General features: G+C 69.9%; 14 protein-coding genes. 7 read left to right on the forward strand and 7 right to left on the reverse strand.

Annotation, left to right across the window (positions count from 1 at the left end; all coding sequences use genetic code 11):
- Nucleotides 1–83: 83 nt before the first annotated feature.
- Both ACFVSU_RS04195 and ACFVSU_RS04200 read right to left on the reverse strand, forming a co-directional pair.
- A complete protein-coding gene (locus tag ACFVSU_RS04195; protein ID WP_310249566.1) occupies nucleotides 84–776 on the reverse strand; it encodes a MerR family transcriptional regulator in 693 nt (230 codons plus the stop codon).
- A complete protein-coding gene (locus tag ACFVSU_RS04200; RefSeq protein ID WP_387138408.1) occupies nucleotides 776–1,279 on the reverse strand; it encodes an FHA domain-containing protein in 504 nt (167 codons plus the stop codon). Before ACFVSU_RS04200 ends, ACFVSU_RS04195 begins: the two co-directional genes overlap by 1 nt.
- 166 nt (nucleotides 1,280–1,445) lie before the next feature.
- Between ACFVSU_RS04200 and ACFVSU_RS04205 the strand changes: the two genes are divergently transcribed.
- Nucleotides 1,446–1,796, forward strand: a complete 351-nt coding sequence (locus ACFVSU_RS04205) for a hypothetical protein (protein WP_387138411.1) — start codon at nucleotides 1,446–1,448, stop codon at nucleotides 1,794–1,796.
- A gap of 82 nt (nucleotides 1,797–1,878) precedes the next feature.
- Here ACFVSU_RS04205 and ACFVSU_RS04210 read toward each other — a convergent pair whose 3' ends face one another.
- A complete protein-coding gene (locus ACFVSU_RS04210; protein WP_387138414.1) occupies nucleotides 1,879–2,280 on the reverse strand; it encodes a hypothetical protein in 402 nt (133 codons plus the stop codon).
- Nucleotides 2,281–2,384: 104 nt separating this feature from the next.
- Here ACFVSU_RS04210 and ACFVSU_RS04215 point away from each other — a divergent pair, with 104 nt between their 5' ends.
- Nucleotides 2,385–3,065 (forward strand): copper resistance protein CopC, encoded by a 681-nt coding sequence (locus ACFVSU_RS04215; RefSeq protein ID WP_387138417.1) that lies wholly within the window; start codon nucleotides 2,385–2,387, stop codon nucleotides 3,063–3,065.
- A 10-nt stretch (nucleotides 3,066–3,075) separates the two neighbouring features.
- Nucleotides 3,076–4,473, forward strand: coding sequence for a dihydrolipoyl dehydrogenase (gene lpdA / locus ACFVSU_RS04220; RefSeq protein WP_387138420.1), 1,398 nt, complete (start codon nucleotides 3,076–3,078; stop codon nucleotides 4,471–4,473).
- A 56-nt stretch (nucleotides 4,474–4,529) separates the two neighbouring features.
- Here the strand turns inward: lpdA and ACFVSU_RS04225 are convergent, their stop codons facing one another.
- Together ACFVSU_RS04225 and ACFVSU_RS04230 are read right to left on the reverse strand one after the other, a co-directional pair.
- A complete protein-coding gene (locus ACFVSU_RS04225) occupies nucleotides 4,530–5,198 on the reverse strand; it encodes a CYTH domain-containing protein (RefSeq protein WP_387138423.1) in 669 nt (222 codons plus the stop codon).
- On the reverse strand, nucleotides 5,188–5,415 hold the full coding sequence (locus ACFVSU_RS04230; RefSeq protein WP_045299024.1) for a hypothetical protein: 228 nt from the start codon (nucleotides 5,413–5,415) through the stop codon (nucleotides 5,188–5,190). Before ACFVSU_RS04230 ends, ACFVSU_RS04225 begins: the two co-directional genes overlap by 11 nt.
- 133 nt (nucleotides 5,416–5,548) lie before the next feature.
- On the opposite strand from ACFVSU_RS04230, the gene glgP reads away from it, so the two are divergent.
- The 4 genes from glgP to ACFVSU_RS04250 all read left to right on the forward strand — a co-directional run bounded on the left by glgP (nucleotide 5,549) and on the right by ACFVSU_RS04250 (nucleotide 12,102).
- On the forward strand, nucleotides 5,549–8,101 hold the full coding sequence (glgP, locus tag ACFVSU_RS04235; protein WP_387138426.1) for an alpha-glucan family phosphorylase: 2,553 nt from the start codon (nucleotides 5,549–5,551) through the stop codon (nucleotides 8,099–8,101).
- A 220-nt stretch (nucleotides 8,102–8,321) separates the two neighbouring features.
- Entirely contained in the window at nucleotides 8,322–10,841 is a 2,520-nt protein-coding gene (locus ACFVSU_RS04240; RefSeq protein WP_387138429.1) for a rhamnogalacturonan lyase, read from the forward strand.
- Nucleotides 10,842–10,914: 73 nt separating this feature from the next.
- Entirely contained in the window at nucleotides 10,915–11,646 is a 732-nt protein-coding gene (locus ACFVSU_RS04245) for a glutamine amidotransferase (protein WP_387138432.1), read from the forward strand.
- 75 nt (nucleotides 11,647–11,721) lie between these two features.
- On the forward strand, nucleotides 11,722–12,102 hold the full coding sequence (locus tag ACFVSU_RS04250) for a hypothetical protein (RefSeq protein WP_387138435.1): 381 nt from the start codon (nucleotides 11,722–11,724) through the stop codon (nucleotides 12,100–12,102).
- Nucleotides 12,103–12,126: 24 nt separating this feature from the next.
- Here the strand turns inward: ACFVSU_RS04250 and ACFVSU_RS04255 are convergent, their stop codons facing one another.
- Together ACFVSU_RS04255 and ACFVSU_RS04260 are read right to left on the reverse strand one after the other, a co-directional pair.
- Nucleotides 12,127–12,894 carry an NAD(P)H-hydrate epimerase gene (locus ACFVSU_RS04255; RefSeq protein ID WP_387138438.1) on the reverse strand — a complete coding sequence of 256 codons (768 nt, stop codon included), beginning with the start codon at nucleotides 12,892–12,894 and terminating at the stop codon, nucleotides 12,127–12,129.
- Entirely contained in the window at nucleotides 12,891–13,979 is a 1,089-nt protein-coding gene (locus ACFVSU_RS04260; RefSeq protein ID WP_387138440.1) for a YihY/virulence factor BrkB family protein, read from the reverse strand. Before ACFVSU_RS04260 ends, ACFVSU_RS04255 begins: the two co-directional genes overlap by 4 nt.
- Nucleotides 13,980–13,988 lie beyond the last annotated feature (9 nt).

Below are 13,988 nucleotides of genomic sequence, written 5' to 3' on the forward strand. Positions count from 1 at the left end.
CCGGCGTTCGGGGGTCGGCGTGTCGCGCACTTCGACGATCCGCTGGCCGGAAACCTCGAACTGCTCCCGCGACGAAGTCGGACTCAGGACAGCATGCGGTCGAGCGCCGCCCGCACGAAGATCGCCCGCACGTCGTCGAGGCGCCGGGTCAGCTCGGGCGCCAGTTCGCCGGCGCGGCCGCGGGACGAGGCATCCGTCCGGCGCAGGAGCGGCGCGAGAGCGGACTCGACGAGCGCGACATCGCGTTCGGCGCTCTGCCGCAGGGCGCGGACGTGGCGCGGCTCGATGCCGTGGCGGTCCAGCGCCACGAGCGCGCGCAGCAGCGTCACCGACTGCTCGGTGTACGACTCCGCGCCCGCGAGGATGCCGGTGCTGATGGCGTCGTTGAGCAGCTGGGGCGCGGCGCCGGCGGCCGACAGCAGCTCGTCGCGGCGGTAGCGTCGCGGCGCGGGCACGATCGACGGCGGCGGCACGGCGGTCGGCGTCGCAGGATCGCGACCGGCGTCGACGTCTTCGAGGTAGTCGCGGATGACCGACAGCGGCAGGTAGTGGTCGCGCTGCAGGGTGAGCGCGAGGCGCAGGCGCTCGAGGTCGTCCTGCGAGAACTTGCGATAGCCCGACTCCGTGCGCAACGGCGTGATGATCCCCTGGACCTCGAGGAAGCGCAGCTTGCTGGAGGTCAGTGACGGGAACTCGGGCGACAGACGCGCGAGGACCTGACCGATGCTGAGAAGACCCGCGGACGACGCCCTGTCACGGGCGGAAGCCGCGGGCATCAGGCCTCCGTCGCCCTGGAGAGGTCAGCCGGTGAGACGAAGAAGTTGAGGCGGAACTTGCCGATGCGCACCTCGGCGCCGTTGGTGAGCGCGGCCCTGTCGACCCGCTCGCCGTTCACGTAGGTGCCGTTCAGCGAACGCTGGTCGACGAGCTCGAAGTCGGTGCCGGTGCGGTTGATCTCCGCGTGGCGACGCGAGACGGTGACGTCGTCGAAGAAGATGTCGGCCTCGGGATGCCGCCCCACGGACGTGACGTCGGCATCGAGCAGGTAGCGGGCGCCTGCGGTGGGTCCGGAACGGACGAGCAGCAGGGCGGCGCCGGACGGAAGGGCGTCGATCGCGTCGAGTTCGGCCTCGCCGAGCTCGCTGCCGAAGGGCACGAACGACAGGTCGGAGTCGTGGCCGAACGTCTGCGTCGTGTCGGCGGCGCGGTCGGACTCGTGTGCGTCAGACCCTGCGGCCCGGCGGATGTCGCCCTGATCGGGTCGGCGGTCGTGCTCCACGGTTTCCTCCTTCGTCCGGCCAGCCTATCCGATCGCCCCCGGCTCGGAAGAGGACGTTCGCCGTTCCCGCAATGTTTCGCCGCGTGTCACTCGACGTACGGGCCGCAAGGCGGTCCTTCTACCCTGGCAGGACCGGCAAAGATCCGTTAACCAGAAGGAGATCACCGTGTCGAGCCCGCACAGCCACATCCCGCCCCTCGAGGTGCGCGAGGCTGCGGCGTGCATGTGCGACCACGGTGACACCTGCTCGTCCTACGCCCCCGGTCACGCGCTGCACCTGATCCAGGCGCGCCTCGCTTCGGCGACGCCGTCGGACTGGGCGGACGCGATCGTCGAGGCCTCCGACGAGCGCTCGGGCTTCGTGATCGTCCGCACGCTCGCGGACTGGAGCCCGGTCGCGCTCTGGAACGGCACCGGCGCTGCCGCCGCCGCGACGCCCGGCACGCCGGTCGCGCTCCACGAGCGCTACCACGTGCTCGCCGTCGGCGGCGCGCGGTTCAACGTCCTCCGCGGCTGACGCGTCGACCGGCTCAGCGACCGCAGCGTCGCACCGCGCGTTTCGTCTCGCTGACTCGCTCGACGAGAGATGGCGACGAGCGTCAGCTCATCGCCATCATCATGTCCTTCATGGCCATGCAGGCGTCCATGCACGCCTTGCACGCCTGAGCGCACATCTTGCAGACCTCGCTGTGGTCCGCGTGCTCCATGCACTCGTCCATCGTCATCTGGCACATCGCCATGCAGGCGTCGAGCATCGACATCATGGTCGCCGGGTTCATGCCCTGCATCCGCATCATGGCGCGCATCATCGTGTTGCACATGTCGGCGCAGTTCATGCATGCGGGAGCGCACGACATCATCTGCGTGGAGCACACCGTGCATGCCTGCTCGCAGGCCGAGCAGGCATCCATACACGCCTGCATGACCGACATGTCCATGGTCTCCATGCCGGGCATCGACATCATGTCCTTCGACATGGCGCCCATCATCATCTGATCCATCTGCCGCATCCTTCCGCGTGGGGACGACGGGCAGGGGGCCCGCCAATCGCCAGGCTAGACCTCGGGGAGCCCTCAGCAAAGAGCCGGATAGGCTCGATCAGGTGATGTCACAAACTCTTCACAAGCCGCTTCCAGCCCGGGTCTGCGCATTCCTCGCCGCACTGCTCGTCGCCTTCGGCGTCGTCCTCGCGACCGCATCGCCCGCCCACGCGCACGACGAGCTTCTGGGCAGCGACCCGGCGGCCGACAGCACGCTCGACGCCCTCCCCGCGCAGCTGACCCTCACCTTCAGCGCCGAGATCGCCGACGACGCCGGCGCTTCGGTCGTGGAGGTGACGGATGCCTCGGGCGCGTCGCTCGTCGACGGCACACCGACCACGCAGGACAACGTGCTGACGCAGCCGCTCACGGGCGAGGCATCCGGTGCCGTCACGGTGCTGTGGAAGGTCGTCTCGAGCGACGGGCACCCCATCTCGGGCGAGTTCACCTTCACGGTCGCCGGCGCACCGACGCCGACCGAGACGGCGACCCCGACGCCCACCGAGACCTCGGCGCCGACCCAGTCCGCCGAGCCCACGCCGACGGTCACGAGCGAGCCTGTGGCGGACGAGGGATCGAGCGCGCTGCCGTGGATCATCGCGGGCGTGCTGGCCCTCGCGCTCATCGCCGCGGTCGTCTACCTGCTGGTCTCCCGCTCCCGCCGCGAGAAGGCCCTCGCGAACGGCGCTGCCGGACCCGCCGACGGCACCTCGCAGGCCGACTCCGTGCCCCCCACCGACCGATAGGCTTGAGACCATGCCTCATTACGACGTCGCCATCCTCGGCGCGGGGCCCGGCGGCTACGTCGCAGCCGTCCGCGCTTCGCAGCTCGGCCTCAAGGTCGCCATCATCGAAGAGAAGTACTGGGGCGGTGTGTGCCTCAACGTCGGCTGCATCCCCTCGAAGGCTCTGCTCAAGAACGCCGACCTCGCGCACCAGTTCCACCACAAGGCCGACCTGTTCGGCATCTCGGGTGACGTGCACTTCGACTTCGGAGTCGCCTGGGACCGCAGCCGCAAGGTGGCGGACACCCACGTCAAGGGCATCCACTACCTGATGAAGAAGAACAAGGTCGACGAGTACGAAGGTCGCGGGTCGTTCGTCGACGCGAACACGATCGACGTCAAGAAGGCCGACGGCACCACCGAGCGCGTCACCTTCGACAACGCGATCATCTCGACCGGCTCGAAGGTGCGTCTGCTCCCGGGCGTGCAGATCGGCGGCAACGTCGTGACGTACGAGGAGCAGATCCTCGCCCGCGACCTGCCCCAGTCGATCGTCATCGTGGGCGCCGGCGCCATCGGCATGGAGTTCGCCTTCGTGATGGTGAACTACGGCGTCAAGGTCACGATCATCGAGTTCCTCGACCGTGCGCTGCCGAACGAGGACGCGGACGTCTCGAAGGAGATCGCCCGCCAGTACAAGAACTACGGCGTCGACATCCTCACCTCTACCAAGGTCGAGACGGTCACCGACCAGGGCGACAAGGTCACCGTGACCTACACCGCCAAGGACGGCAGCCAGGGCTCGATCGACGCCGACAAGGTCATGATGTCGATCGGCTTCGCCGCCAACGTCGAGGGCTTCGGTCTCGAGAACACCGGCGTGAAGCTCACCGACCGCGGCGCGATCGACATCGACGACCACATGCGCACCAACGTGCCGCACATCTACGCGATCGGCGACGTCACCGCGAAGCTGCAGCTCGCGCACGTGGCCGAGGCGCAGGGCGTCGTCGCCGCCGAGACCATCGGCAAGGCCGAGACCATGACGCTCGGCGACTACCGCATGATGCCGCGCGCGACGTTCTGCTCGCCGCAGGTGGCCTCGTTCGGCCTCACCGAGCAGCAGGCGCGCGACGCCGGCTACGACGTCAAGATCGCGAAGTTCCCGTTCTCGGCGAACGGCAAGGCGAACGGCCTGGGCGAGCCCATCGGCTTCGTCAAGCTCATCGCTGACGGCGAGCACCTCGAGCTGCTCGGCGGCCACCTCATCGGCCCCGACGTCTCGGAGCTTCTGCCCGAGCTCACGCTCGCGCAGAAGTGGGACCTCACCGCTCTCGAGGCGGCGCGCAACGTTCACACGCACCCGACGCTGTCGGAGGCCGTGCAGGAGGCCTTCCACGGCCTGGCCGGCCACATGATCAACCTCTGATCAGCTGACGCGGAACGCCCCGGACCTTCTCGAAGGTCCGGGGCGTTCTCGTGTGTTCAGGCGCCGAGCGTGCGGGCGAGTTTGGAATCGGATGCTGCGGCCCGGCCGCCGGCGGCCTGCACCGCGGCTTCGGCGGCCGCGAGCAGCGCAGCGCGCTCGTCCGCCCCCTCGGGTGCGGCGGGTCCGAGTTCGAACTCCCACTCGCGCCAGGACCGGTCGGTGCCGGAGCGCTCGTCGGTGGCCGTCACGTGGTCGTCGACGAACTCCGCCACGAGGCCGCCGTGCTCGTCTTGCAGCGCGTAGGCGGTGCGGCCGTTGCGGATGCGCGCGATCGGCGCGAAGTCGGACGCGCTCGCGATGTTCGAGACCGCGTCGGCGACAGCATCCGGGATCTCATCCACCGGGCTGATCGGCCAGTGCAGCTCGACGCGGCCGCCGTCGGCCCCGCGCGGGCCCTTGATGTGCCAGCCCTCGTCGGGTCCGCCGGTGCGGTGGCGCACCGCGTAGCCGGCGTGGGCGAGCGAGAGGTCGTCGCTGTCGAGGTAGGTGGCGTCGAGCTGCCGCAGTTCGGGCTCGCCGACGTGCACGACACCGGGAAGCGCCGACCAGTCGGGCAGCGGCGTGGACTCGTCGACGTCGAACTTCAGCTCGACCTCGACACTGTGCGATGCACCGTTCGCTCCGGCGTCGCCGCCGGTCACGTCGGGAGTGCGATCAGTCGTCACGACCGTCCGGGTTCGGGTCGATGTCTTCGGTCGCCTCGACGTACACGAACCGGGTCTCGGTCGGCCCGTCCTGGTCGCCCGTGTGGGTCTCGTCGCCCTCGCGGCGGTAGACGAGCTGTCCCTCGCCGTAGGGGACGATGTACGAGTCGGAGACGGTCGGGTCGAGCGGAATGATCTGTCCGTCGAGGGGTCCGCCGTGCAGTCGTGCGATTGCCATAGCGCCAGCGTAGACCCGGCACCCGACGCGGGCCGCTCCCTTGCGATTCGCGGCACCCCGTGTCACGCGGGCGGGACTGATGTTCACCGAAACGGTGCAAGCGCTTCCAGCTTTTGCCCCTAGAATCGCGAGCGTGAAGGCCATCCGAACGTTCACCGTCCGTCCCGTCCTCGCCGCATCCCTCGCCCCGCTCGACCGCCTCGCCTCCAATTGGCGCTGGTCGTGGAGTCGCGCGACGTACGCGCTGTTCGCCTCGATGGATCCCGTCCTGTGGGACGAGATCGGCGCGAACCCGGCACGGATGCTCGGCGCACTGGGCCAGGAGCGCCTCGACGAGCTCGCCCGCGACGAAGAGTTCATCGCCCGCGTGCGCGAGGAGGACGAGCGTCTCACCGCGTACCTAGAAGGCGACCGCTGGTTCCAGCAGCTCGAGGGCGACAAGCCCGTGCACATCGCGTACTTCTCCCCCGAGTTCGGCGTCGACGGCTCGCTGCCGCAGTACTCCGGCGGCCTCGGCATCCTCGCCGGCGACCACCTCAAGAGCGCGTCCGACCTGGGCGTGCCGCTCACCGGCGTCGGCCTCTTCTACCGCGCCGGCTACTTCCGCCAGTCGATCGGCGACGACGGCTGGCAGCGCGAGAGCTACCCGCTGCTCGACCCGTACGGCCTCGGTCTGACGCTCCTGCGCAACCGCGAGGGCGCGCCCGTCGAGATCGCGCTCGATCTGCCGGGCGACCGCCGCCTGCACGCGCGGGTCTGGGTCGCCGACATCGGCCGCATCCCGCTGCTGCTGCTCGACTCCGAGACCCCGTCGAACACCGACGAGATGCGCCGCGTCACCGACCGCCTCTACGGCGGCGGCGGCGAGCACCGCCTGCTGCAGGAGCTGCTGCTCGGCGTCGGCGGCGTGCGCGCGGTGCGCGCGTGGTCGGAGCTGAACGGCCGCCCCACACCGGACGTCTATCACACCAACGAGGGCCACGCCGGGTTCCAGGGACTCGAGCGCATGTCGGAACTGATCACGCACGACGGACTCAGCTTCGACGAGGCCCTCGCGCAGGTGCGCGCCGGCACGGTCTTCACGACCCACACGCCGGTGCCCGCGGGCATCGACCGCTTCCCGCGCGACCTCATCGCCGACTTCCTCTCGAGCGGCCTGTTCCAGGGCCTCGACGCCGGCCGCGCGATCTCGCTCGGCCTCGAGACCTGGGAGGGCGGCGACCAGGGCGTCTTCAACATGGCGGTGCTCGGCCTGCACCTCGGCCAGCACGCCAACGGCGTCTCGGTGCTGCACGGCGAGGTCAGCCGCGGCATGTTCGGCATGCTGTGGCCGGGCGTCGACACCGACGAGGTGCCGATCACGTCGATCACCAACGGCGTGCACGCTCCGACCTGGGTGCACCCCGCGCTCAAGGCCGTGAGCGAGCGCGCATGGGGCGACGCGCACACCGAGACGCACGACTGGACCGACCGGAACGTCGTCAGCGACGCCGAGCTGTGGGGCGTGCGCCAGGAGATGAAGGGCGAGCTCGTGGCCGAGGCGCGGCGGCGGGTGGCAGCATCCGTCTCCAACGGCCACACCCCGTCGTGGGTGGAGGACCTGCTCGACCCGGAGGTGCTGACCATCGGCTTCGCGCGGCGCGTGCCGACGTACAAGCGCCTGACGCTCATGCTGCGCGACCCCGAGCGGCTGACGCGCCTGCTCACCGATCCCGAGCGTCCGGTGCAGATCGTGATCGGCGGCAAGTCGCACCCGGCCGACGACTCGGGCAAGATCCTGATCCAGCAGCTCGTGCGCTTCAGCCGCGACCCGAAGGTGCGCGGGCGCATCGTGTTCCTGCCGGACTACGACATCACACTCGCCAAGGACCTCTACCCCGGCTGCGACGTGTGGCTCAACAACCCGCTGCGCCCGCTCGAGGCGTGCGGGACGAGCGGCATGAAGGCCGCGCTCAACGGCGCCCTCAACCTGTCGATCCTCGACGGCTGGTGGGACGAGTGGTACGACGGCGAGAACGGCTGGGCGATCCCCACCGCCGACACCGCGGCCAACGACGAGGAGCGCGACGACGACGAGGCGGCGGCCCTCTACGACCTGATCGAGCACCAGCTGGTGCCGCGCTTCTACGAGCGCGAGGGCGGCATTCCGCTCCGCTGGCTCGACATGGTGCGCCACACCATGACCGAGCTCGGCAAGAAGGCGACGAGCGACCGCATGGTGCGCGACTACGTCCAGCGCCTGTACGTGCCGGCTGCGGCGCACGACGTCGCGCTGCGCGCGAACGAGTTCCTCGAGGCGCGCGCAGTCGCCGCGTTCGTCAGCCGCGTCCGCGAGGCGTGGGGGCGCGTGTCGATCGCGAGCGTCGACAGCTCGGGCATCCCGCAGCAGGCGCAGGCCGGCGACACTCTCGAGGTGCGCGCCGACGTCCGCCTCGACGGCCTCTCGCCCGACGACGTCGCGGTCGAGCTGCTCTACGGCGCGACGAACGAGGACGACGCGCTGTCGCGCGATCACTCGGTGTACCGCCTCTCCCCCGGCGCGTCCGCGGCGGACGGCGCGACGGTGTTCAGTGGCACCCTCCCGCTCGGCGTGACCGGCACGTTCGGTTACACGGTCCGCGTGCGCCCCACGCACCCGCAGCTCGTGTCGCCGGTGGAGCTCGGCCTCGTCACCTACGCCTCCTGAGTTCTGATTGACGGATGCCTCGGCCCGGCGCGCTGCGCCGGGCCGAGGCATCCGTCGTCTCGCGGTGCCCGCACATTAAATCGTTCCAATGTCTTCGGCCACCCCGTTGACCCGGGCGCGGGTGGCTGACTAGGGTCGTGCGGGAAAACGTATTCCTTGCGTTTTCAACGATAAAGGCCCGTCCCCACGCGGGCCGCAACCTCGGGAGAGCGATTCGAAGATGAATCTCCGCAGCACCTCTGTCCGCGCGCTCGTGGCCGGCTCGGCCGCGTGCGCACTCACACTCGGACTGGCGCAGCCCGCGCTGGCCGAGCAGGCCTCCCCCGCCGGCGCCCAGCTCGAAGCCCTCGACCGCGGCCTGGTCGCCGTGTCGACGGGCGAGGGCGTGTTCCTCAGCTGGCGCCTGCTCGGGACCGAAGCCGGTCCCGCGACCGAGACCGGCGTCAGCGGCCCGTCGTTCGCGGTGTTCCGCGACGGTGAGCGCATCGCCACGGTCGACGACAGCACGAACTATGCCGACGCGGACGGGTCCGCAGCATCCGTCTACACGGTCGCTCCCGCCTGGAACGACGTGACCGGCGAGCAGTCCGCCCCCGTGTCGGTGTGGGGCGATGGGTTCTACGACCTGCCGCTGCAGAAGCCGGCCGACGGCGTCACCCCGGCCGGCGAGGCGTTCACGTACTCGGCGAACGACGCGTCGGTGGCCGACGTCGACGGCGACGGCGCGTATGAGTTCGTCGTGAAGTGGGACCCCTCGAACTCGAAGGATGTATCGCAGAAGGGCTACACGGGCACCGTGTACGTCGACACCTACGAGCTCGACGGCACGCTGCTGAACCGCATCGACCTGGGTGTGAACATCCGCGCGGGCGCGCACTACACGCAGTTCATGGTCTACGACTTCGACGGCGACGGCCGCGCCGAGACGATGCTGAAGACGGCGCCAGGCACCAAGTCGATCCGGTACAACGCCGACGGCTCGGTCGCCGCCGAGGCCGGCATCACGATGCTCGCCGAAGACCTCGCGGCCGGCTACACCGCTGCCGACGACTACCGCATGAGCGCCGCCGACTACCGTCAGCACCTGATCGAGATGTTCGAAGGCTGGTCGGAGCACCCCGAGGTCGTGGCGGGCAACTGGCCGGCGACCCTCGAGGAGGCGTTCGGCATCCCCGTGTCGCACGAGTACCCGCTGTCGACCGCGTCGGCGACCGAGCTCGTCGACTACTTCATCACCACCTACGCACCGAGCCGCAGCGCGCGCAACGACCTCACGACGTTCGAGGGCTTCATCGTCGACGGTCCGGAGTACCTGTCGGTCTTCGACTCGGCCACCGGCGAGGAGCTCGAGACCGTGCGCTACGAGCCCGGCCGCGACGACGACGGCCTGCTGTGGGGCGACTACGCGATGGCCCGCATCGAGCCGGGCAACCGCGTCGACCGCTTCCTCGCGGGCGTCGCGTACCTCGACGGCACGCACCCGTCGGCGGTCTTCGCGCGCGGCTACTACACGCGTACGACGATCCACGCCTACGACTGGGACGGCGAGCACCTGACCACGCGCTGGGCCATCGACAGCGGCCACGTGCCGATGACGAACCCGTTCAACGACGGCCCGCACGGTCGCGACGGCACCGACCCGGTGTACGGCTCGATCACGACGCAGGGCTTCCACTCGCTGAGCGCGGCCGACGTCGACGGGGACGGCAAGCACGAGATCGTCTACGGCTCGGCCACGATCGACGACGACGGCGGGCTGCTGTACAGCTCGTTCGACGTGCTCCCCGCCGGCAGCGCGGCACCGGGCGAGAACGTGCGTCTCGGCCACGGCGACGCGATGCACGTCACCGATATCGACCCGAACCGCCCCGGTCTCGAGATCTGGACGGCGCACGAGGGTGCGACCTTCGCCCCCTACGGCTCGGCGATGCGCGATGCCGCGACCGGCGAGGTGCTCTTCGGCGCCTACTCGGGCCGCGACACGGGCCGCAGCATGATCGGCGACGTGCGCGCCGACGTGCCGGGACTCGAGGTGTGGGCGAGCATGCCCAACGGCACGGAGGGATCGGGCCTGCTGAGCGCGACGAACGCGCCGCTCGCAGCATCCACTCCCGGAACCAACCAGTCGATCCGCTGGGCCGCCGACATGACGGCCCAGATCGTCGACGGCGCCCTCGAGGTCACGCCGACCATCAAGGACTGGACCCGCGGCACCGTGCTCACCGCCGACGGCACGCGCACGAACAACGGCACCAAGGGCAACCCGTCGCTCGTGGCCGACGTGTTCGGCGACTGGCGCGAGGAACTGCTCGTGCGCACTGTCGATTCGAGCGCTCTGCGCATCTACACGAGCACCGAGGTGACCACGCACAAGCTGCCGACGCTCATGCACGACGTGCAGTACCGCGCCGAGGTGGCACGCCAGAACACCACCTACAACCAGCCGTCGTACACGAGCTACTACTTCGCGAGCGACATGGACTTCGCGAAGGTTCCGGTGCTCACGACCGCGGCGACGCCCCGCGCGCCGAAGTTCACCGACCCGAAGGGTTCGAACTCCGACCACGTCGTCGTCACGCCCGACAAGGCGTTCGACTACTACGTCAACGGCGTGAAGGCCGAGAAGCCGCTCGTGAAGGTGCCCGCCGGTTCGAACGTGCAGGTCACCGCGGTCCCGAAGGCCGGCTTCGCCGTCGCCGCGGGTGCCGTGTCGACCTGGACGCACCAGTTCAGCAAGTAACGATCGACGGATGCCTCGGCCCGGCGCACTGCGCAGGGTCGGGGCATCCGTGTTCCCGCCGTAGGCTGGTGCGGTGAAGCCGTTCGTCCTCCTCGCGACCCGGGCCGAGGACGTGCCGGCCGACGAGGAGTACGCGCTCTTCCTGCGGTACACCGGCCTCTCCCCCGACGAGCTCATCCGGGTGCGCCTCGAAGCCGAGCCGATGCCGCGGATCGACCTCGATGACGTGTCGGGCATCTTCGTGGGCGGCGGTCCGTTCAACGCGTCCGACCCTCTCGAGAAGAAGTCGCCGACACAGCGCCGGGTCGAGCAGGAGTTCGGCATCCTCCTCGACGAGGTCGTCGCACGCGACTTCCCGTTCCTCGGCGCCTGCTACGGCGTCGGCACGCTGGGCGCGCACCAGGGCGCGGTGATCGACCGCACCTACTCCGAGCCGATCAGCGTCGTGCCCGTGACGATGACCGAGGCCGGGGCATCCGATCCCCTGCTCGCCGGACTGCCCGAGACCTTCGGCGCCTTCGTCGGACACAAGGAGGCGATCTCGCAGTTGCCCGCTTCGGCGACGCTGTTGGCGTCGTCGCCGACGTGTCCGGTGCAGATGTTCCGGGTCGGCGACAACGTGTACGCGACGCAGTTCCACCCCGAGCTCGACGTCGAGGGCATCACGACGCGGATCCACGCGTACGCCGACTACGGCTACTTCGCCGCCGACGAGCTCGAGATCACGCTGGCGGCCGTCCGCACCGCGGCGGTCTCGCACCCGAGCCGCATGCTCCGCACCTTCGTCGAGCGCTACGCGCGCTGACCCCTTCGCACCGCGCGACCGCGGTGGTACGCTCCCCGCACCGGCTGCCTCCGCCTGGGGAGATCGAGGTGCGTCATGGGTTCGAAGAAGCTGCTCATCACGGGTGCTGTCATCGCTGTCGTGGCATCGGCCGCGATCATCGTGCCGGCCGTCGCGTCGGGTGTGCCGTTGGCGAGGGTGCTCCCCGCCACGAGCGTCGTCGCACCGGATGACTCCGCGGACGCACAGGGCAATGGCAAGGCGTGGGGGCACCACAAGGACGACCCCGCGTTCCCGGGCAACAACGGCAACGCGTGGGGGCACCACAAGGATTCGCCTGACTTCCCCGGGAACAAGGCCGACGACGGCGACGACCAGCAGGATGGCCCTGGCAACGGGAAGGGCAAGGCGTGGGGCCACCACAAGGACGACCCCGACTTCCCCGGGAACAACGGCGACGACCAGGACGACGAGTAGTCGCGCCGCCGTAGTGCCCCGCGGTCAGTCGGTCGGCGCCGTCACGATTCGGGAGACGGATGCCTCGCCCGCCGGCTCGACCGATTCCAGTGCCGGGCCGAGGCCGATGTCGACGAGGACGACGTCGCCGGCGAGTTCGGGGCCGCGTCCGGTGACGAGTCCGGCCTTCACCGCGCCGAACGTGACGGTGACGGATGCGGCGAGCACAGCGTCGTCGGCGGCGCCGGTGTCAGGATGCAGGCCGCTGGGGATGTCGACGGCGATGACCCGCGGCATCCGTCCCCCGCGATGCATGTCGTCGCGGATCGCCGTGACGACGCCGCGCGCTCGGCCGCGCAGGGCCGAATCGGTGGACGCGCCGATGCCGAGGATGCCGTCGACGACGAGCGCGTAGTGGCGGAGGTCGTCATCGACCTCGGGGAGGTCGACGCGACGGACACCGGCGGCGACCGCGGCGGCGAGGGCGGCTTCGTGGAAGCGCTCCGAGACGAGGAGAATATCGACGTCCGCGACGCGGGAGAGGCGCACCGCCGCGTAGAGTGCGTCGCCGCCGTTGTCGCCGCTGCCGGCGAGCACGAGCACGCGCGGCCGGAGTTCGACCGGCGACTCGGGGATCACGGCTTCGAGCACGCCGGTGAGCGTGACGACGGTCTCGGGTGTGGCGAGCTCGGCACGCACGACGTCGGCGAGGGCCGCGGCAGCACGGCGCATGAGCGGGACCCCGATGTCGAGCAGAGGGCGTTCCGCCCCGCGCACCTGGTCGGCGGTGAACGTCGGAACGCGCTCGCTCATGTGCGGTCGGCCTTCTCGGGGACGGGCTCCTCATCTGATGGAGCGTCGTGGTCGCCGGCCTGCTCCTTCGCTTTGCGCTTCTGCTCGGCCAGCTTCTCGCGCTCGGCGTCGGCGCGCGCGTGCTCGAGCTCTTCGGTGGTCACGCGCACAGCATCCTCCGCCTGGCGCACGCGTCGCAAGGCGAATGTCGGGGACCCGAACCGCTCGCGCACGCGGTCGACGCGCTGGCGTTCGCTCACGATGATCCAGGTCGACGCGAGCAGGATGACCTGCGCCGAGAGGTTCAGCCAGAGAAGCAGGGCGATGAGGGAGGCGAACGACGCGAGGAGGGGATTCGATCCGGCCCCGGCGACGAAGAGGGACGAGAGTTGCTGCAGCACCGTCAGCCCGATGGCGCCGATGACGGCGCCCGACCACAGCGATGCGGGGTGCGCCTTGACACCGCTGAGCGAGACGAAGGCGAGCGCCACGATGGCCGTGTCGAGCAGGAACACCACGATGATCGAGACCGACCGCGTGGCGAAGTCGGCGAGGGGGCCCTGGCTGATGCCGAGCCAGTCGAGCGCCGCGCCGACGAAGGTCGTGCCGATGAAGGTCGCACCGGCCGACAGCACGAATCCGCCGCCGATCGCGATGGCGAGGAGCAGGTTGCGCAGGATCACCCAGATCCAGAACACGTCGTCGTGCACCTTGTCGGCGAGCGAGCGCAGCGCGACCCGCAGCGACCCGATGGCGCCGATCGCCGCACCGAAAAGACCGACGAGAGCGAGGATGCCGGCGATCGTGAGGCCCGCTGGGGCTTCGATGGTGCTGACGTCGATGAGGCCGTCGCCGTCTGTTCCGAGCAGGCCGGGGATCGCAGCATCCACCGCATCGATCAAGGACTGCCACGCCGCGGGATTGTCGGCGAGCCAGATCGAGGCGAAGGAGAAGCCGAGCAGGACTCCGGCGAACACCGAGAACAGCGAGCGATACGTGATGCTGTCGGACAGCATGGGACCGCGGCGCTCGAGATAGTGGAACCAGATGCGCACCGGTCTGAGGGAGAGTGCCCAGGCCGTCAGCTTCGCAATCAGGTCCGCCATGGCACGACC

The sequence above is a fragment of the Microbacterium sp. NPDC058062 genome (genome assembly GCF_042885375.1).
Taxonomy (GTDB): domain Bacteria; phylum Actinomycetota; class Actinomycetes; order Actinomycetales; family Microbacteriaceae; genus Microbacterium; species Microbacterium trichothecenolyticum_C.

What these genes read in the sequence shown, in the direction of transcription:
- ACFVSU_RS04195 (WP_310249566.1), bottom strand. Translation starts at nt 776, where the DNA reads ATGCCCGCGGCTTCCGCCCGTGACAGGGCGTCGTCCGCGGGTCTTCTC.
- ACFVSU_RS04210 (WP_387138414.1), bottom strand. Translation starts at nt 2,280, where the DNA reads ATGGATCAGATGATGATGGGCGCCATGTCGAAGGACATGATGTCGATG.
- ACFVSU_RS04215 (WP_387138417.1), top strand. Translation starts at nt 2,385, where the DNA reads ATGTCACAAACTCTTCACAAGCCGCTTCCAGCCCGGGTCTGCGCATTC.
- lpdA (WP_387138420.1), top strand. Translation starts at nt 3,076, where the DNA reads ATGCCTCATTACGACGTCGCCATCCTCGGCGCGGGGCCCGGCGGCTAC.
- ACFVSU_RS04230 (WP_045299024.1), bottom strand. Translation starts at nt 5,415, where the DNA reads ATGGCAATCGCACGACTGCACGGCGGACCCCTCGACGGACAGATCATT.
- ACFVSU_RS04240 (WP_387138429.1), top strand. Translation starts at nt 8,322, where the DNA reads ATGAATCTCCGCAGCACCTCTGTCCGCGCGCTCGTGGCCGGCTCGGCC.
- ACFVSU_RS04250 (WP_387138435.1), top strand. Translation starts at nt 11,722, where the DNA reads ATGGGTTCGAAGAAGCTGCTCATCACGGGTGCTGTCATCGCTGTCGTG.
- ACFVSU_RS04255 (WP_387138438.1), bottom strand. Translation starts at nt 12,894, where the DNA reads ATGAGCGAGCGCGTTCCGACGTTCACCGCCGACCAGGTGCGCGGGGCG.
- ACFVSU_RS04260 (WP_387138440.1), bottom strand. Translation starts at nt 13,979, where the DNA reads ATGGCGGACCTGATTGCGAAGCTGACGGCCTGGGCACTCTCCCTCAGA.